The organism is Salibacterium salarium (genome assembly GCF_030813635.1).
Classification (GTDB): Bacteria; Bacillota; Bacilli; order Bacillales; family Marinococcaceae; genus Salibacterium; species Salibacterium salarium.
The window spans coordinates 383,153-402,751 of record NZ_JAUSUM010000002.1; the positions used below are offsets into that span (position 1 = coordinate 383,153).

The following is a 19,599-nucleotide window of genomic DNA, read 5'->3' on the forward strand; positions in this document are numbered from 1 at the left end:
AATGATAAAAGTACTAGTTGTCGATGATTCTGCTTTTATGAGGAAATTGATTTCTGACTTTATTAATGAACAACCAGATTTAACGGTCTCAGATACAGCACGTAACGGAAAAGATGCCTTGTTAAAGATAAGCACTGGTTCGTATGATGTTGTGACCCTTGATATTGAGATGCCGGAAATGAATGGTATCGAAGCATTACGAGAAATTATGAAAAATACACCTCTTCCCGTTTTGATGGTTAGTTCTTTAACGAGAGAAGGAGCACAAAAGACAATCACCGCAATGGAAGAAGGTGCTGTTGATTTTATTGCTAAACCATCAGGGTCAATTTCCCTAGATTTACACCATGTAAAAGATGAGATGCTCTTTAAAATTAGAGCAGCTGCAGGGGCAAAAGTACCTCAGGCAAAAGCATCTGCACCTATGAAAGAAGTAGAAAAGACATCTGGGCCGTCCTCTATATTACCAGACAAGAAAATTTTGGCAATAGCAGCTTCTACAGGTGGCCCAAAGGCCTTGCAAAACGTTCTTCCTCTGCTTCCAAAAGATTTTGCTGCCCCTGTATTTGTCGTACAACATATGCCTCCAACTTTTACAAAATCGTTGGCAGAACGATTAAATCACATCAGTGCTATCTTTATAAAAGAAGCAGAAGATGGGGAGATAGCAAAAAGGGGTACAGCTTATATCGCCCCGGGGGGATCACACTTAAAAGTAAAAAAAATGGGCCGTTCTCTCATTATAGAAATAACGAAGTCAGATCCAGTTAATGGTCATCGTCCATCTGCGGATGAATTATTTTCATCATTGTCTGATATAACTGGTTATGGCTTAGTGGGTGTGGTGTTAACGGGGATGGGATACGATGGAGCAAAAGGACTTGCAAAAATGAAACAAAAGCAGCCCTGTATTGCAATCACGGAATCAGAAAAGACTTCTGTTGTTTATGGAATGCCTAAAGTGGCAAAGGAAAAAGCGAAATCTGATCATAGTTTAGACATAAACGAAATTGCAGGGTTTTTAACCAATCAAATTGTTTGGGGATAACAATGATAAATAAAGGCGGGGAATTATGGATTTAATTCAACAGATCAAGCCGATACATTTAGATGTGCTACAAGAAGTAGGTAATATCGGTGCTGGAAATGCGGCTACCGCACTATCACAGCTTTTGAATCAGAAGATTGATTTAAATGTACCATCAGTCCGAATCATTGATTTTCAAGAGATGCAGTCGCTTGCCGGAGGGGAAGAAACAGTTGTTGCTGCAACTTTTCTAAGGGTAAGTGGAGAGGCTCCTGGGAGCATGTTTTTAATATTACAAAAAGAAGAAGCAGAAGAATTAGCTTTTTCATTGACTGGAAACAAGGTGAACATTGTCGACGATTCTTTTGATGAGCTGGCTGCTTCCGCTTTGAGTGAACTTGGAAATATATTAGCCGGTGCTTATCTTTCTGCGTTATCAGATTTTACATCTATTCAAATGCAGCCGTCTGTCCCATCACTCGCGATTGATATGGCTGGTGCTATTATAAGTGCCGGCCTCACTGAAATATCTCAAGTTGGAGATTATGCGATTGTAATTGACACATTGATGGGAGAAGCTGAAGATTCAGATAGTTCAACAGCTACCGGCCAATTTTTCTTACTTCCTGATCCTGATGCATTCAAGCGAATCTTTCAATCTTTAGGAGTAGACTGGTCATGACAAAAATAGAACAAGCGGAAGTCGTAAAAGTTGGCATGGCAGATTGGAAGTTGGCTGAAGCTCCGAGTACCATCCGTACATCAGGATTAGGTTCGTGTATAGGAGCTGTAGTTTATGACGAAGCGAAACAAATTGCAGCATTAGCACACGTGATGCTTCCGGATTCAGCCATGGCTAAAAACAAGGAAACCAATCGAGCAAAATTCGCAGATACTGCCTTGGAAGATGCCTTACAATCGTTACAACAATGGGGATGTTCTGTGAGCAGGTTAAAAGCAAAAATTGCAGGAGGTGCGCAAATGTTTTCTTTTTCTTCCAATAATGAAGTGATGAGAATTGGACCTCGTAATGCAGAAGCAGTAAAGGAAATATTGGGACAATACCGAATTCGATTGATTGCAGAAGACACAGGCGGTAATAAAGGTCGGACAATTGAATTTAATCCCGCAGATAAAACACTACATATTCGGACAGTTAATCAAGGGGAGTCGATTATTTAATGGCATTCGATTCTTGGAAAACAAATGTATTGGCAGCCTGCTTAGGGTTTATTGTTGTTTTTTTATTATCTATAAAAGTCAATTTGTTAGAAACTTCTCTTACTAGAGGTGTTTTTGCAGCTATTGTTTTATTAATATTAATGTTTGTTTTGCGTTTTATGTACCGTAAAATACAAAAGGTTCCTAAACAGAATGTTGAAAACCAGACAACAGATGATGCCGCAGTCGAGTCAACTGAAGAAGATCAACTGAATACGTCAGATAAGGAAGAACAAAGTGAACAACAATTTTCAGAAGAACAAATAAAAGCTGCGTCTGATGCAATTAAAGACAAATTAAATGAATGAAAGGAGGCCGTTCATGTCACGTTCAACTCCTCATGCCTATCAAGAATGGTGGGATAGATGGTTAACATATGATGATGAAACAGCAGCCAATAGACTAGTGGAAGCATATATGCCGCTTGTTTACTATCACGTTCAGCGGATAGGATCGGGTCTCCCTAAAAACGTTTCTAAAGAAGAATTGTTAAGTCACGGTCTTAGCGGTTTGTATGATGCGATGAAGAAGTTTGATTTTTCGAGAGACTTAAAGTTTGACACTTACGCTTCTTTTCGAATCCGTGGTGCTATTATTGATGGATTGAGACAAGAAGATTGGATGCCCCGGTCATTACGAGACAAATCAAAGAAAATTGAAGATACTATCGAATCTCTTGAACAAAAATATGGGCGTTACGTATCCGAAGATGAAGTGGGAGAAATGTTGGATATGGATGCGGATGAAGTGAGAAAAGTAGTAACGGAAACTTTTTTTGCTAATATGTTGTCTATTGATGAAGAAACGCCAGAGGGAGAACGTGAAGAAACGTACCGTGCATCGATTGAAGATACATCCTCCCCTTCCCCTGAAGATACACTAGTACAATCTGTTTCATTGCAGGAGTTGGCCGAAGAGATGGAGCATTTATCTGAGAAAGAAAAAACAGTAATTGGTTTGTTTTATCAAGATGAAATGACATTAACAGAAATTGGTGAGATTATGGGCTTGTCGACATCACGCATTTCACAAATTCACTCTAAGGCGCTGTTTCGTTTGAAACAAACTCTTCTTAGAAAAGAGAACTTTTGATATAATAGTTTTAATTATACTTGATAGGGAATTTTCACCTGTCTTGGCAGAAAGCGAATTCTTAGAGAAGAAGGCTTGATATGATGGAAAAGGAAATTGAAATCCAAGATTATTTTGAAATCAGAATATCTGAAGATAAGCTTTCAGCACATGTGATTGCGATGGCAACCCCCGATGAAGAGTCAACATGGTCACGTGAGGATTGGGACACTTTTTTGAAAGAGCAAGGCGTCTTATTCGGTATTATCGACAAAAATGTTGATAGAATCACGGAAGATCCTGATGCTATCGTATATCCTTTAGAAATCGCAAAAGGAATCGCGCCAATAAATGGAGAGCCTGCATATATACTGCCCGCCAATGTTCATAAATCAGACGAATCGACTCAAGAAAAAGAGTCAGACAACGTTGATTTAAAACAGGTGATTGATATTCCAATGGTAAAAGCAGGTGATTTTACCGGGGAAAAGGTTGATGCTACCTTTGGAATAGATGGAACAGCAGTAGATGGTGAAGTATTATCTTCAAAAGATGGATTGGATTTTGTTCTTCAGGCGGGAAAAAATACAAGACTCGAAGAAAACTATATTTATGCGATAGAATCGGGTCAGGTTAGTGTTCAAAAAAAGACCATTCATGTCAATCCCCTTTATGAAATTAATGGGGATTTGGATTTGAAAACAGGAAATATAGATTTCACTGGTAATGTGACAATACGTGGAAGTGTCCCTTCAGGTTTTGAAATAAAGGCAAAGGGAGACATACGTGTACTTGGTACCGTTGAATCTGCATTTTTAGAAGCAGAAGGCTCCGTTTATGTTTCTTCCGGTGTGACTGCACAACAAAAAGGTTATATCAAAGCGGGGCAGGATATACATACAACGTATTTGAATGAAGCAAATGTTTATGCCGGTGGAAATGTTTACGTAAAACAAGCTATCATGCACAGTTTCTGCCAAGCTGGTGTAAGTATCTATTGTACAAAAGGTCGCGGTCGGGTAGTAGGAGGAATGATTTCTGCTGTTACAGAAATCCACATAAAAGAGGCTGGAAACGCAATGAACACTCCTACATCGTTTTACATCGGAGTTCCTCATGACTATGTGAAACGTCAAAAAGAACTAGAGCACTGCTTGCATGAAGCAAAAGAAGAAAGTGAGAAAGTGACGAAGCTATTAAAAGCGTTAGAACAGAAAGAGAAAGAAGGAACGTCTCTTTCTTCCAAAGAGAGAATTATGAAATTGCGTGCTAAAACGACACTTGATTCAGCTAAAACCAAAGCAAATGATGCGGCAGAAGATTTGCAGGAAATGCTGGAGGTTTCACAAAATACAGAAAGTGGTACAATAAAAGTGGATAAAACGTTGAATACAAATGTCGATGTTCATTTTGGTAAATATCGCCGTAAAATCAATGCAACCTACACAAAAGCTACGATAACTTTTGAAGACGGTGAAATTGATCTCAACGTTTTATAATTCGTACTGTATTTGAACAGGAGGCGAACCGATGAGTTGGAAGGCAGTAGAATTGCAGGTCGCCCTTCCGAGAACCCAAGATGCGGGTAAGCTTCAAGAACAACTTCAGCAACGGGGGCAAGCCGCTCAGGACCGTTTAGCAGCGGAACATCAAAAAGAGCATGATAAAGCCCGAACGCAAGTCACGGATAAGGATGCAACGGACAAAAACAAGTTCGATAGCAAAGACGGTGGAGATGAAAACCGAGAAAATCCATTTTTAACATCAAAAATTGGAGAGTCTGAGGAAGAAGAAGCAGCTGACCATCCTTTTAAAGGAAAATCTATTGATATTACAGGGTAGGAATAAAAATGACAATTGTATTACTTGTACTAAGTCTTGCTATTCATCTTTTTACTTTTTTTGTGCTGATTCTTTTTTATCAACAGATGCAAAAGGTGAAAGAAGAGCGTAGTGATTTATACGGTGTGCGCGAAGATATGGAAGAACTATTAAGCCGCTATACTGATGAAATGAAACAAGAAAACCAAGAACTAAAACAATATTTTGCTGATCAAAAGAATGTACAACTGACGGAGACTACTCCTTCAGAAACTATGAAAAATCGTATGCCGCCTCAAGAATCCCCATTTAAAATGGAAAAACAAGAGATACATTCTCCTTCCATTGTGACCGAAGAGGAGGATGTAGAGGAACCAGCTTACGCTCCGCCGCTTACAGACAACGCTGATAAAGTGGAATCCTCTGATCAAGCAAAAGTCTTATCTCTTTCGTCACAAGGGTATACTAGAGATGAAATAGCTAAAAAATTAGATATTGGCAAAGGGGAAGTGGACTTGTTTTTAAAATTTTATCAATAAATCATGCGTTCAATCTTGCTTTGATAATGGACGTATGGTATATTAATTCACGGTGTTATTACACACGCTTTGCTGATTTGAATGAGGGTGCCTTTGCGTAAAGGTCTTATTCAGAAACGAAGCAGGCGGAGGAAAAAACCAAAGGAGGATTACATTATGGCAGTTATATCCATGAAACAACTGCTCGAAGCAGGGGTTCATTTCGGCCATCAAACACGCCGCTGGAACCCAAAAATGAGTCGTTACATCTTTACAGAAAGAAACGGCATTTATATCATCGATTTGCAAAAAACGGTGAAGAAAGTAGAAGAAGCGTATAACTACGTACGTGACATTGCTGCAGACGGAGGTAAAATCCTTTTTGTCGGCACAAAAAAACAGGCACAAGATTCCGTACGCGACGAAGCGAAGCGCTCTGGTATGTACTTCATTAACCAACGTTGGCTCGGAGGTACGTTGACAAACTTTGCTACTATCCGTAAGCGTATTGCTCGCTTGAAAGATATTGAAAAAATGGAAGAAGACGGCACATTTGATGTTCTTCCTAAAAAAGAAGTAATGTTGCTCAGAAAAGAAATGGAACGCTTAGAGAAATTTCTTGGTGGTATCAAGGAAATGAATCAGCTTCCTGATGCGATGTTTATCATCGATCCCCGCAAAGAAAGAATTGCGGTTGCAGAAGCTCATAAGCTTAACATTCCAATCATCTCTATTGTGGATACTAATTGCGACCCTGATGAAATCAATAAAGTGATTCCTGGTAATGACGATGCGATTCGCGCGGTACGTCTTCTAACTGCTAAGATGGCAGATGCTGTAATCGAAGCAACACAAGGAGAAGCGGAAGATGTGAATGAAGCACCGGCGCAAGAAGTGGAAGAAAAAGCAGCAGTTGAAGAGGAAAAAAGTGAGCAGGAAAGCCTTTCCTAATTCATTTCAATTGCCTGACCGACGATAGCGGTCAGCCATAGCTTAACCAAGAAGGGTGATTAAAGGGGACTGCCCTTTTTTCACCCTTTTTCATAAGGTAATAAAGTATGTCGAATAAGGTAACAGCTCCGGTTTTTTAGGTGTCGTTATCAGCTTGGGGTATCTTTCCCTGTAGTGCGGCATGTCTTGCTATATAGAATATACCGAATAATTAATTAGACTCAAAGGAGGAATATATTATGGCAGTATCGGCAAGTATGGTAAAAGAATTGCGTGAGCAAACTGGCGCAGGGATGATGGATTGTAAAAAAGCATTAACAGAAACAGACGGTGATATGGAAGAAGCGGTGAATTATCTTAGAGAAAAAGGTATTTCTAAAGCGGCCAAAAAAGCAGACCGTGTAGCAGCTGAAGGATTAACATATGTTACTAGTAGCGGAAACAAAGCTGTCATTGTTGAAGTGAATGCAGAGACCGATTTTGTGGCTAAAAACGAAAATTTCCAAACACTCGTCCAAAACATTGCTGGTTACTTATTGGACAATGAACCTGCTGATGTGGAATCTGCTCTTAGTGTTGAAGTTGCAGAAGGTACAACACTTGAAGGATATATCAATGACCAAATCGCTAAAATTGGTGAAAAAATCTCATTACGTCGCTTTCAAATCGTTCAAAAAGATGACAACGCGTCATTTGGAGAATATCTTCACATGGGTGGAAGTATTGGAGTACTAACACTAGTTGAAGGTACAACGGATAATTCAGTTGCTAAAGACATTGCTATGCATGTTGCTGCAATTAACCCTAGCTATGTTTCACGCGATGCGGTACCTTCTGAAGAAACGGAACAAGAGCGCGAATTGCTAAAACAACAAGCTCTTAATGAAGGTAAACCTGAAAATATTGTTGAGAAAATGGTTGAAGGTCGTCTTAATAAGTATTTTGAACAAATTTGCCTGCTTGACCAAGAATTTGTTAAAGATACAGATCAAAAAGTTGGGGACTACCTAAAAAATCAAGGATTATCTATAAAAACCTTTATCCGCTATGAAGTTGGAGAAGGAATTGAAAAACGGGAAGACAACTTTGCAGAAGAAGTAATGTCCCAAGTTAAAAAATAATAAGATTGTAGGGGGCTTAAAGGTGGAAGCTTCTCAACATTATTGTATTGTAAAACAGAACCCTAATTCTGTGTTTACGTTATAACGTTTGAGAAGGCCGCTCAGCCCCTTCTTTATGCGAAAAATTCTTAACTAGGTCGAATACACTACAGAAGAAAGTGTAATACATAAAGAAACGGGGGTATAACGTGGCTAAATATAATAGGGTCATTTTAAAATTAAGCGGTGAAGCGCTTGCGGGTGATCAAGGATATGGTATTGACCCAAATGTGATACAATCCATTGCATCTCAGATTAAAGAAATTGTAAGATTGGATACAGAAGTTGCCGTAGTTGTAGGCGGAGGAAATATTTGGAGAGGGCTTGCCGGAAGTTCTAAGGGAATGGACCGGGCTACCGCTGATTATATGGGGATGCTTGCGACAGTTATGAATTCTCTCGCTCTCCAAGACAGCCTTGAAGATAACGAAGTGGAAACACGAGTTCAGACATCTATTGAAATGCGGCAAGTGGCTGAGCCATACATACGCCGGAAAGCCATTCGTCATTTAGAAAAAAAACGTGTGGTTATATTCGCTGGCGGAACTGGTAATCCATATTTCTCGACAGACACTACAGCAGCGTTGCGGGCAGCTGAAATTGAAGCGGAAGTTATATTAATGGCTAAAAATAGAGTGGACGGGGTATATGATGCTGATCCTTCGCATGATATGAATGCCAAAAAATACGGTGAACTTACCTATTTAGATCTTTTAAATAGTGGCTTAGGTGTGATGGATTCAACAGCTTCAACGTTATGTATGGATAATGATATCCCGTTACTCGTTTTCTCGATTATGGAAGAAGGTAACATTAAAAAAGCGGTTCTTGGAGAAGATATTGGGACCGTAATTAGGGGGAAATAATAATGGCGAATGGTAAAATTCAAGAAACAGACGAAAAAATGAAAAAGTCCGTAGATTCTCTTCATAAAGAGCTGGCCACATTAAGGGCTGGACGAGCTAATCCTTCGATGTTAGATAAAGTAATGGTTAATTACTATGGAGCAGATACTCCTATAAATCAATTGGCAACTATTTCTGTTCCAGAAGCACGTCTCTTAGTCATTACTCCTTTTGATAAATCCTCTATCGGTAATATCGAAAAAGGGATACAAAAAGCTGATTTAGGTCTTTCACCAAACAACGATGGTAACGTTATTCGCATAAATATTCCATCTTTAACAGAAGAGCGTCGTAAAGAACTTAGTAAATTGGTTCGAAAGTATGCCGAAGAAGCGCGCGTAGCAGTTCGTAATATACGAAGAGATGCTAATGATGAGTTCAAAAAAGAAGAAAAAGCAGGAGACATTAGCGAAGATGATCTTCGTAAATTGCAAGACGACGTGCAAAAATTGACAGATAAACATGTTGCTGCCATTGATAAAGCGGCGGAAGATAAAGAACAAGAAATTATGGAAGTTTGATGCAAATCACGTTACAATGAAAGCATGCTAATAAACCCTCTTTTTAGTAGAGGGTTTTTTTGCACCATCTTCTATAAGAAATGAAATGATAAAGGTTTATAAACTTTTACATAATCGTGAAACAATATAAAGGCTGGTGTCCTGATGGTTAATCGATTTTTTTCTCATACAGAATTAAAAACGGATAAAGGCAATACTCGGTTGGATCAGGACAATATCCCTTCCCACATTGCCATTATTATGGATGGAAATGGGCGTTGGGCAAAAAATAAAGGGCTGCCAAGAGTGGCTGGGCATTATGAAGGCATGAAAGTAGTTACAAACGTTGTTAAAAAGGCAAATGAAATCGGAATAAAATTTTTAACACTTTATGCCTTTTCAACGGAGAATTGGAAACGTCCTGAAAAAGAAGTTGAGTTTTTAATGAAACTGCCAGAGCGATTTTTAGAAAAAGAGTTACCGGATTTACAAAAAAATAATGTAAAAGTACGTACGATGGGAGATCGTTCTTTACTTCCTGCCAACACGCTTCGTGCTATTGAAAAGGCAGTAAAAGAAACCTCTGATAATACTGGTCTTGTTTTAAATTTTGCTCTTAACTACGGTGGGCGCCATGAATTGGTAGAAATGGTGAAAGAAATAGGGGAAGATATAGCAGAAGGGGATCTTCGGCCAGGTGACATAACGGAGAATTTAATTTCTGAAAGGCTATTAACACAAGGACTTCCTGATCCTGACCTTCTTATTAGAACAAGTGGAGAGATTAGACTCAGTAATTTTATGTTATGGCAGATTGCATATAGTGAGTTTTGGTTCACTGAAGTGTTATGGCCGGATTTCAAAGATGAGAATTTTATCGAAGCAATTAAAAAGTATCAGCAGCGGAAACGACGTTATGGCGGTGTTTAGATGGGGGATAAAACATGAAGCAGCGAATGATCACTGCTGTTATAGGGGCAATTGTTCTACTTAGCATTGTTATTATAGGGGATATTGTATTTACTCTTGCTATCGCAATAGTTGCTTCTATTGCTATGCATGAATTACTGAAAATGAAACATATAGAGACATTCTCTTTTATGGGATTCGTCAGTTTTTTATTTATGTGGACTTTGTTAGTGCCTTCTACTTGGATTGATATTGGGCTATTTGAGCACGTATCTAAGGTCGAATTATTTTTAGTGATGATTTTATTACTGTTAGCCTTAACAGTAATAACAAAAAATTCGTTTACGTTCGATGAAGCAGGATTTGTTATATTATCATCTGTTTATATTGGGTATGGTTTTCATCATCTTATTTTAACTCGAAATATGGAAGAAAACGGTCTAGCTCTCGTCTTTTTAGTATTATTCATTATTTGGGCGACGGATTCAGGAGCCTATTTCGTTGGTCGGAAATGGGGAAAGCACAAACTTTGGCCAGAAATTAGTCCTAAAAAAACGGTAGAAGGTTTCATCGGCGGTATCATGTTGGCAGGCATTGTAGGTTGGTTGTTCCAGGTTATCTTCATTGCATATTTTTCATGGTATGTACTGGCTGCATTTATTATTGTCACATCTGTGTTTGGTCAACTCGGTGATTTAGTTGAATCTGCTTTAAAGAGACATTATGCAGTGAAGGATTCTGGAACAGTCCTTCCAGGACATGGAGGCATTCTAGATCGGTTTGACAGTTTGATTTTTGTACTTCCGATTTTACATTTCTTTCATTTCTTTGGATAAGAATTTATACTTGTTATTTCGGGTCATAAAGTAAAGGGGAGTATACATGAAAAATATAGCTTTAATTGGATCAACGGGATCAATTGGTACACAAACGCTGGATGTTATTAGAAAACATCCTCAGCAGTTTCGGCTTGTTTCTATAGCTGCAGGCCAGAGTGTTGAAAAAGTCATTGCACAAATTAATGAATTTCAGCCACGGATTGCATCTGTTGCAAGAAAAGAAGATGCAGATAAAGTTATGCAGCAAACAAATGGAAAAACAGCAGTCTATTATGGAAAAAAAGGACTAATAGAAGCTGCTGTTCCTCCTGATGGCGATTTATTAATGAACGCGGTTGTCGGCAGCTTAGGCCTTGAACCAACATTACAAGCGATAGAATCCGGAATGGATATTGGTATTGCTAATAAAGAAACACTAGTGACAGCTGGTCACCTTGTCATGGAGCAAGCTACACGTCACGACGTGAAGCTTCTTCCTGTTGATAGTGAACATTCTGCGATTTTACAGAGCTTGGAAGGTAATGATTCAAAGGAAGTGGAACGGCTAATAGTAACGGCTTCCGGCGGAAGTTTTCGGGATAAAACACGTGCTGAACTTGAGGGCGTTTCTGTAAAAGATGCGTTGAATCATCCAAATTGGAATATGGGGGCTAAAATAACTATTGATTCAGCAACGATGATGAATAAAGGCTTTGAAGTAATAGAAGCTCATTGGTTATTTAATATGCCCTATGACAACATTGATGTTCTACTCCACAAAGAAAGTATTATTCATTCCCTTGTAGAATATTGTGATAAGAGTGTGATGGCTCAACTCGGTACACCAGATATGAGAGTTCCAATCCAATATGCTCTCACCCATCCAGACAGGCTTGAATTACAAGATACAAACAGGTTAAACTTATGGGAAATAGGAGAATTGCATTTTGCAAAACCTGATTTTGACCGATATCGTTGTTTACGCTATGCTTATGATGCAGGACGTGTTGGAGGGACAATGACAACCGTGTTAAATGCTGCTAATGAAGAAGCGGTGTCTGCTTTTTTACAAAATAAGATAACCTTTCTTTCCATAGAGGAAAGAATCGAAGAAGCTCTCAAACGACATCAAGTTGTAGAAACTCCAGATCTTGCGACAATTTTAGAAGTAGATAAGGATACAAGAGCGTATGTAAGCTCTCTAATAGAGTAAAGGTGGGAATAAAGTGGATACTTTTATAGCTGTCATTATCATTTTCGGTGTGCTGGTTGCTGTTCATGAATGGGGGCACTTATATGTGGCCAAAAAAGCAGGAATTCTTTGCCGTGAATTTGCAATTGGATTTGGACCGAAAATTTTTTCCACAAAACGAAATGAAACAGTCTATACTGTACGTTTGTTGCCTTTAGGCGGTTTTGTAAGAATGGCCGGAGAAGACCCAGAAGAAATACAAATAAAACCCGGTTACGAAATCGGGCTTGTTTTTAATGCGAATGAACAAATTAGTAAAATCATTGTAAATAATAAATCTAAACATCCGGAAGCCAAAATTGTATCCGTCGAAAGGATAGATTTAGAAGAACGGTTGATGATAGAAGCTTACACGGATGATGAAGAAGGCATACAAACGTTCCCCGTTAATGAGAAGTGTGATTTGATTGTCGATGAAAAACCAGAACAAATTGCCCCTTTAAACCGTCAATTTCGCTCAAAATCCCCGCTAAAAAAAGCATTAGCTATATTTGCAGGACCGATGATGAACTTCGTACTGGCTTTTGTAGCTCTTTTGTTTGTCGGTTTAGTCAATGGTGTTCCGCAATACGACAATGCTGCCTTCGGTGAGTTTAGCGATAACAGTCCTGCAAAAGAAGCAGGACTTGAACAAGGTGATGAGGTGAACTCCATCGCTGGAGAATCAGTAAGTGATTGGGATGAAATGACTGCAGTTATACAAGAACACCCAAATGAAGAAATTAATGTTGAAGCGGTTCGTGACGGAGAACGTATTTCAACGTCTGTGGAAACATACTCTCGCTATGATGAGATGTCAGAGCAAGAAGTAGGTATGATTGGTGTTCAAGCACCTACCGACCACTCTTTTATTCAATCTGTTCAGTACGGAGGTACACAAGTTTATGAAGTGAGTAAAGTTATTTTTGATACACTGAGCCTAATTATCACTGGAGAGTTTTCATTGGATTTTGTTTCAGGTCCTGTAGGTATTTATAATTACACAGGTGAAGCAGCGTCCATTGGAATATTTTTTCTTATTCAATTTGCAGCAATGCTTAGTGTGAACCTAGGTATTGTAAATCTGCTGCCTTTACCGGCACTTGACGGAGGAAGATTACTTTTTATCGGTTATGAAGCAATACGCGGAAAACCGGTAGATCCGCAAAAAGAAGGACTTATCCATTTCTTTGGATTCGCATTATTGTTTTTACTCATGCTAGTTGTAACATGGAATGATATTAACAATTTCTTTTTATAACATCTTAGAAAAATATTGAGTCGTATAACAGATATATAATCGGTGTAAAAACAGAAGAAAGAGGGGTCATTGTTTATGAGACAGCAATTATATTTCAGTCCGACCTTGAGGGATATTCCCCAAGGAGCTGATATTCCAAGCCATCAACTGATGTTGCGTGCCGGACTTCTCCGGCAGACAGCCTCCGGTATCTACTCTTATCTTCCGCTTGGTCGAAAAGTACTTAGAAAAGTAGAACAAATTATTCGAGAAGAAATGGATAAGGCAGGAGGACAAGAAATGTTAATGCCTGCTATTCAACCTGCTGAATTATGGGAAGAATCCGGTCGATTTGACGATTATGGTCCTGAACTCATGCGTTTGAATGATAGAAATGACAGAAAGTTTGCATTAGGGCCGACTCACGAAGAAGTTATTACGGACCTTGTTCGAGATGAAATTAATTCTTACAAAAAACTCCCGATGAACCTCTATCAGATTCAAACGAAATATCGGGATGAAAGACGTCCGCGTTTTGGTGTGCTGCGTTCCCGTGAGTTTATAATGAAGGATGCTTATTCCTTTGATTCCGATCAGGAAAGTCTTTCGAATAGCTACAATTCTATGTATGAAGCTTATACAAATATTTTCAAAAGGTGCGGTCTTGACTTTAGAGCGGTACAAGCTGATGCCGGGGCTATTGGCGGAAAAGGCGGTACCCATGAATTTATGGTACTGTCGGATGTTGGGGAAGATACAATTGCCTATTCCGATGGTTCAGATTACGCTGCTAATCTTGAAATTGCGGCTCTACCAGACACTTATGAAAAAAGCGAACCTCCAAAACATCAGATAGAATTACTGGATACACCTGGTATGAAAACAATCGAAGAATTAACAAAAGGTCTTGAAGAATACAACGAAAATTTGTTGAAATCAGTGCTTTTTGTTGTCGATGAGAATCCTGTCCTAATTATTTGTCGCGGTGATCATGACATAAACGAGATAAAAGTAGGAAACGCGTTTGATTCTGAAAATGTTAGACTTGCTGATGACGATTACATTACTCGTATCCTAGGTACAGAAGCTGGATTTATTGGGCCGGTAAACATTTCTGAAGATGTAACGGTTATGGCGGATTATGCGGTGAAATCAGTGACTTCAGGTATATGTGGAGCGAATCAGCCAAATAAACATTTTAAAAACGTTCATCCTGGTCGAGATCTACAAATAGAACGCTACGGAGATTTTCGTTTTGTACAAGAAGGAGATGCAGCTCCTGATGGAAAAGGAACGATTCAGTTTGCTAAAGGAATAGAAGTTGGACATGTATTCAAATTGGGAACGAAATATAGTGAAGCCATGGGGGCTGTTTATTTAGATGAAAATGGACGCTCCAATCCAATAATGATGGGATGTTATGGGATTGGTGTCAGTCGGACCCTTGCTGCTATAATTGAACAGCATCATGATGAAAATGGATTAGTATGGCCAAAAAGTGTGGCGCCGTTTGATCTCCATTTGCTCGTTTTAAATCCGAAGCAGGAAGATCAACTCAACCTTAGTGAAACGTTATATGAATCGTTAAAACAAGCTGGTTATGATGTGTTGTATGATGATCGAAAGGAACGAGCAGGTGTTAAGTTTAAAGATGCCGACTTGTTTGGATTACCAGTTCGCATCGCCTGCGGTAAAAAAGCGCCGGAAGGTATAGTCGAAGTGAAAGCAAGACAAAATGGGGAGATGGAAGAGGTCCACGTTGACAATCTTTCCACCTATCTATCGTCCTTGTTCAACGAGCGCTAGGTTAACGGGGAGGTTAATAAATGAACACCGAGGAACAACAAATTAGAAAAGATAGGTTTCAGCTGCTGTTAGAACAAATTATGATGCCTAAAGATGTGGTGAATAATTACTTTACAGATGGTTTAATCCAAAAGTTAACCATTAATAAGGAAAATAAAAAGTGGCATTTTCATTTTATATTAAAAAAACATTTGCCTCATGCTGTATTTATTCAACTGCAGGAGAGAATATCACAAGCTTTTCAGCATATCGCTTCTGTCCGATTTTCAATCACGTATGAAGAAAGCCCTTTGCCATTAGACCATGTTTCAGAATACTGGCCTTCTATCATCTCTTATTTAGAAGGTATCGCCCCGTATTTAAAACAACGATTAAACGGTGAAATACCTTCTGTTGAGAATGGGAAATTAAAAATCATTTTTAAAAATGAAGCAGAAGCTACTGCTCTTGCCCGCCGTTTGCAGCAACCCCTGAATGACATCATGAGTTCATTTGGGTTTTTTGCCTGTCAAATTGAGACGGAGGTACAAACGTCCGAAGAAGAAGTTGCTCAATTCGAACAGAAAAAACAGCAAGAAGATGAATCTAAAGTCGTTGAAGCGATGATGGAACGAAAAAAACAAGACAAACAAGCTAAAGAAAGTGTAGCGGGTAAAAAACTGCAAATTGGCTATCCAATTAAAGATGATCCTGTTCCGCTTGAAACGATTCAAGAAGAAGAGCGGAGGATTACTGCTCAAGGTTATGTGTTTGAAGCAGAAACACGTGAATTAAGGAGTGGACGTACTCTTTTAACGTTTAAAATTACGGATTATACCGATTCGATAATGGTCAAAATGTTCTCACGTGATAAAGACGATGTCCCTACCTATGAAGCAGTGAAAAAGGGACTTTGGCTGAAGGTAAGAGGCGGTGTACAAAACGATACGTTTGTTAGAGACCTTGTCATGATTGCCAATGATATTATCGAAGTAGAGCCATATATAAGACGAGACGAAGCCGAAGAAAAAAGAATCGAATTGCATGCTCATACCGTAATGAGCCAAATGGATGCAGTGACTAATGCTTCTGATTATATAGAAAAAGCGGCAGAATGGGGACACGACGCTGTTGCAATTACGGATCACGCTGTTGTTCAATCGTTCCCGGAAGCATATGATGCTGGTAAAAAACACGGTGTAAAAGTATTATATGGTATGGAAGCAAACCTTGTGGATGATGGCGTTCCAATCGCTTATAATGAAGCCGATCGACCACTTTATAATGACACATATATTGTGTTTGACGTGGAGACGACAGGTTTATCTGTTGTATACGATACAATTATTGAACTTGCAGCTGTGAAAGTGAAAGATGGAGAAATTATTGACCGGTTTGAATCTTTTTCTAATCCTCATGAAAAATTATCGGATACGATTATTGATTTAACAGGCATCACTGATGATATGCTTAAGGATGCACCGGAAGTTAGTGATGTGTTAAAGGATTTTAAAACATTTAGTGAAGACTCAATATTAGTCGCACACAACGCCAGCTTTGATATGGGATTTTTGAATGAAGGATATAAAAAAGCGGGATTAACAAAAGCGGATAATCCTGTCATTGATACACTTGAACTTGGACGCTTTTTATATCCTCAATTAAAGAACCATCGACTAAATACACTTTGTAAAAACTTTGATATCGAATTAGTCAGTCATCACCGTGCTATTTATGATGCAGAAGCAACCGGTTATTTATTGTGGAAGATGGTAAAAGATGCTATAGAATATGATATAACCTATCATCAAGACTTGAATCAGAATATGGGGCAGGGAGACTTTCACCGTCTTCGACCTTCTCATTGTACGCTGATAGCACAAACACAAGCTGGATTGAAAAATTTATACCAGTTAGTGTCGATGTCTCACGTTGATTATTTTTATCGTACACCGAGAATTCCACGTTCAAAATTGCAACAGCACCGTGACGGTATTCTAGTTGGTTCAGGATGTGATAAAGGGGAAGTTTTTGAAACCATGATGCAAAAATCATGGGATGAGGCAAAATCAGCTGCCGAGTTTTATGATTATTTAGAAGTGCAACCACCTGAAAATTACGCACATCTTGTGGAAAAAGAGCTTGTTCGTGGAAACGACGCTATACTTGATATCATTCGTAAAATTGTTTCGCTCGGTGAAGAATTACAAGTGCCTGTTGTTGCTACCGGCAATGCACATTATATAGAACCAGAAGAACACATTTACCGCAAGATTTTAATTGCTTCACAAGGAGGAGCAAATCCTTTAAACAAACAGACGCTTCCTCAAGTTCATTTTAAAACAACGAATGAAATGCTTGAAAGTTTTTCATTTTTGGAGGATGAAAAGGCTAAACAACTGGTGATTGATGCTCCAAAAACTATTACAGCTAAAGTGGAAGAGATTCACCCTGTTCCGGATCAGCTTTTTACACCAAATATTGAAGGATCCGATCAGGAAATCCGTGATATGTGCTACAATAAAGCAAGAAGTATTTATGGAGATGAACTTCCTAATATTGTAGAGGAAAGATTGGAAAAAGAACTAGAAAGTATTATTGGTCACGGGTTTGCTGTCATTTATCTTATTTCTCAAAAGCTTGTAAAAAAATCGCTGGAAGACGGGTATTTAGTTGGTTCTAGAGGTTCGGTAGGATCTTCTTTTGTAGCAACAATGACAGAAATAACTGAAGTGAATCCACTGCCTCCGCATTATGTGTGCCCTTCTTGCTGTCATACTCACTTTTTCAATGACGGTTCGGTAGGATCTGGTTTTGACCTTACCGATAAAGAGTGTGAAAAGTGCGGAACGATGTATATAAAGGACGGTCAAGATATTCCATTTGAAACGTTCTTAGGTTTTAAAGGGGACAAAGTTCCTGATATCGACTTGAACTTTTCGGGAGATTATCAACCTATTGCTCATAATTACACAAAAGAGTTGTTTGGTGAAGAAAGTGTATACCGAGCGGGTACGATTGGTACCGTTGCAAATAAAACGGCCTATGGTTTCGTGAAAGGATACCAAAATGATTTGGATGCATATTACCGTGGAGCAGAAATTGACCGGCTTGTATCAGGATGTACAGGAGTAAAACGAACGACTGGACAGCACCCTGGCGGTATTATCGTTGTGCCGGATGAATATGATATTCATGACTTCAGTCCAATTCAGTATCCAGCTGATGACAAAGGTTCGGAGTGGAAAACGACGCATTTTGACTTTCACTCTATACATGATAATCTGCTGAAGCTGGACATATTAGGACACGATGATCCAACTGTTATAAGAATGCTTCAAGATTTAAGCGGCATTGATCCGAATACCATTCCTGTTGATGATGAGGACGTTATGAAAATATTCAGCAGTCCGGAAGTTCTCGGAGTGACACAAGAACAAATTATGTGTAAATCAGGAACATATGGTATTCCTGAATTTGGTACAAGGTTCGTTCGTCAAATGCTTGAAGAAACGAATCCGAGCACGTTCTCAGAACTTGTACAAATTTCTGGACTTTCTCATGGAGCGGATGTTTGGATTGGAAATGCAGATGAGCTTATTAAGAGCGGTACGTGTGAATTAAAAGATGTGATTGGCTGCCGGGATGATATTATGGTTTATTTAATTTATAAAGGTGTTGAACACTCTTTAGCATTTAAAATTATGGAATTCGTCCGTAAAGGCAGGGGACTTGAAGATGAATGGGTAAAAGAAATGAAAAATCATGGTGTACCGGACTGGTATATTGAATCCTGCCTGAAGATTAAATATATGTTTCCTAAAGCACACGCTTCAGCATATGTACTGATGGCCGTTCGTATTGCTTACTTCAAGGTACACCATCCGATTCTTTTTTATGCTGCATATTTCACCGTTCGTGCTGATGATTTTGAAATTCCAACTATGGTGAAAGGTTCTACCTCCATCCGCGCAAGAATTGAAGAGATTCATGGGAAAGGGTTAGAGGCATCACCAAAAGAGAAGAGTTTGGTAACAGTGCTCGAACTGGCCTTGGAAATGTGCGAAAGAGGATATCATTTTCAGAAGGTTGATTTGTATAGGTCTTCAGCTAACGAGTTTGTGGTGGATGGTGATTCGCTCATCCCGCCATTTGATTCGCTCGATGGAGTGGGCACGAATGCAGCGCTAAATATCGTAAAAGCTCGATCAGATGGGGAATTCTTATCAAAAGAAGACTTACAGCAACGTAGTAAGGCGACAAAAACGGTAATCGAACACCTTGACTTACACGGGTGCTTAGAAGGACTTCCAGAATCAAACCAACTTTCGCTTTTCTAGCTTTTCCAAATACAACTTGTCTTATGGTTAACCGGGTCAGGTTGCATTGAATAGCGTTCTGTGGTAGCCTTTATTTAGATACCTCGAATAAGCATGTCCTGA

18 protein-coding genes are annotated in these 19,599 nt (G+C 39.0%); all 18 read left to right on the forward strand.

Annotation, left to right across the window (positions count from 1 at the left end):
* The first annotated feature begins 1 nt into the window (after nt 1).
* The 18 genes from J2S78_RS07750 to J2S78_RS07835 all read left to right on the forward strand — a co-directional run bounded on the left by J2S78_RS07750 (nt 2) and on the right by J2S78_RS07835 (nt 19,497).
* On the forward strand, nt 2–1,048 hold the full coding sequence (locus J2S78_RS07750; RefSeq protein WP_306897551.1) for a protein-glutamate methylesterase/protein-glutamine glutaminase: 1,047 nt from the start codon (nt 2–4) through the stop codon (nt 1,046–1,048).
* 25 nt (nt 1,049–1,073) lie between these two features.
* Nucleotides 1,074–1,709 (forward strand): chemotaxis protein CheC, encoded by a 636-nt coding sequence (locus J2S78_RS07755; RefSeq protein ID WP_306897553.1) that lies wholly within the window; start codon nt 1,074–1,076, stop codon nt 1,707–1,709.
* A complete protein-coding gene (locus J2S78_RS07760; protein WP_306897554.1) occupies nt 1,706–2,209 on the forward strand; it encodes a chemotaxis protein CheD in 504 nt (167 codons plus the stop codon). Before J2S78_RS07755 ends, J2S78_RS07760 begins: the two co-directional genes overlap by 4 nt.
* A complete protein-coding gene (locus J2S78_RS07765) occupies nt 2,209–2,556 on the forward strand; it encodes a hypothetical protein (RefSeq protein WP_306897555.1) in 348 nt (115 codons plus the stop codon). Before J2S78_RS07760 ends, J2S78_RS07765 begins: the two co-directional genes overlap by 1 nt.
* A 13-nt stretch (nt 2,557–2,569) precedes the next feature.
* Nucleotides 2,570–3,340, forward strand: a complete 771-nt coding sequence (locus J2S78_RS07770) for a FliA/WhiG family RNA polymerase sigma factor (protein ID WP_125556458.1) — start codon at nt 2,570–2,572, stop codon at nt 3,338–3,340.
* Nucleotides 3,341–3,420: 80 nt separating this feature from the next.
* Entirely contained in the window at nt 3,421–4,818 is a 1,398-nt protein-coding gene (locus J2S78_RS07775) for a flagellar assembly protein A (RefSeq protein WP_306897558.1), read from the forward strand.
* A 31-nt stretch (nt 4,819–4,849) separates the two neighbouring features.
* Entirely contained in the window at nt 4,850–5,161 is a 312-nt protein-coding gene (locus J2S78_RS07780; protein WP_306897560.1) for a hypothetical protein, read from the forward strand.
* Nucleotides 5,162–5,169: 8 nt separating this feature from the next.
* Nucleotides 5,170–5,679 (forward strand): DUF6115 domain-containing protein, encoded by a 510-nt coding sequence (locus J2S78_RS07785; RefSeq protein ID WP_306897561.1) that lies wholly within the window; start codon nt 5,170–5,172, stop codon nt 5,677–5,679.
* Nucleotides 5,680–5,835: 156 nt separating this feature from the next.
* Nucleotides 5,836–6,609 (forward strand): 30S ribosomal protein S2, encoded by a 774-nt coding sequence (gene rpsB, locus J2S78_RS07790; protein ID WP_125556454.1) that lies wholly within the window; start codon nt 5,836–5,838, stop codon nt 6,607–6,609.
* A gap of 239 nt (nt 6,610–6,848) precedes the next feature.
* Entirely contained in the window at nt 6,849–7,730 is an 882-nt protein-coding gene (gene tsf, locus J2S78_RS07795) for a translation elongation factor Ts (protein ID WP_306897564.1), read from the forward strand.
* Between the two features lie 188 nt (nt 7,731–7,918).
* Complete coding sequence (gene pyrH, locus J2S78_RS07800) at nt 7,919–8,635, forward strand: UMP kinase (protein ID WP_125556452.1); 717 nt, start codon at nt 7,919–7,921, stop codon at nt 8,633–8,635.
* A gap of 2 nt (nt 8,636–8,637) precedes the next feature.
* Nucleotides 8,638–9,195, forward strand: a complete 558-nt coding sequence (gene frr, locus J2S78_RS07805; protein ID WP_306897566.1) for a ribosome recycling factor — start codon at nt 8,638–8,640, stop codon at nt 9,193–9,195.
* A 144-nt stretch (nt 9,196–9,339) separates the two neighbouring features.
* Nucleotides 9,340–10,104, forward strand: coding sequence for an undecaprenyl pyrophosphate synthase (gene uppS, locus J2S78_RS07810; protein WP_306897567.1), 765 nt, complete (start codon nt 9,340–9,342; stop codon nt 10,102–10,104).
* A 14-nt stretch (nt 10,105–10,118) separates the two neighbouring features.
* On the forward strand, nt 10,119–10,919 hold the full coding sequence (locus J2S78_RS07815; RefSeq protein ID WP_306897568.1) for a phosphatidate cytidylyltransferase: 801 nt from the start codon (nt 10,119–10,121) through the stop codon (nt 10,917–10,919).
* Between the two features lie 46 nt (nt 10,920–10,965).
* Nucleotides 10,966–12,114 (forward strand): 1-deoxy-D-xylulose-5-phosphate reductoisomerase, encoded by a 1,149-nt coding sequence (locus J2S78_RS07820; protein WP_306897569.1) that lies wholly within the window; start codon nt 10,966–10,968, stop codon nt 12,112–12,114.
* A gap of 13 nt (nt 12,115–12,127) precedes the next feature.
* Nucleotides 12,128–13,393, forward strand: a complete 1,266-nt coding sequence (gene rseP, locus J2S78_RS07825; RefSeq protein ID WP_306897570.1) for an RIP metalloprotease RseP — start codon at nt 12,128–12,130, stop codon at nt 13,391–13,393.
* Nucleotides 13,394–13,468: 75 nt separating this feature from the next.
* Nucleotides 13,469–15,178, forward strand: a complete 1,710-nt coding sequence (locus J2S78_RS07830) for a proline--tRNA ligase (RefSeq protein WP_306897571.1) — start codon at nt 13,469–13,471, stop codon at nt 15,176–15,178.
* Nucleotides 15,179–15,198: 20 nt separating this feature from the next.
* Nucleotides 15,199–19,497: a PolC-type DNA polymerase III gene (locus tag J2S78_RS07835; RefSeq protein WP_306897572.1), complete on the forward strand. Its 4,299-nt coding sequence runs from the start codon at nt 15,199–15,201 to the stop codon at nt 19,495–19,497.
* Nucleotides 19,498–19,599: the final 102 nt, after the last annotated feature.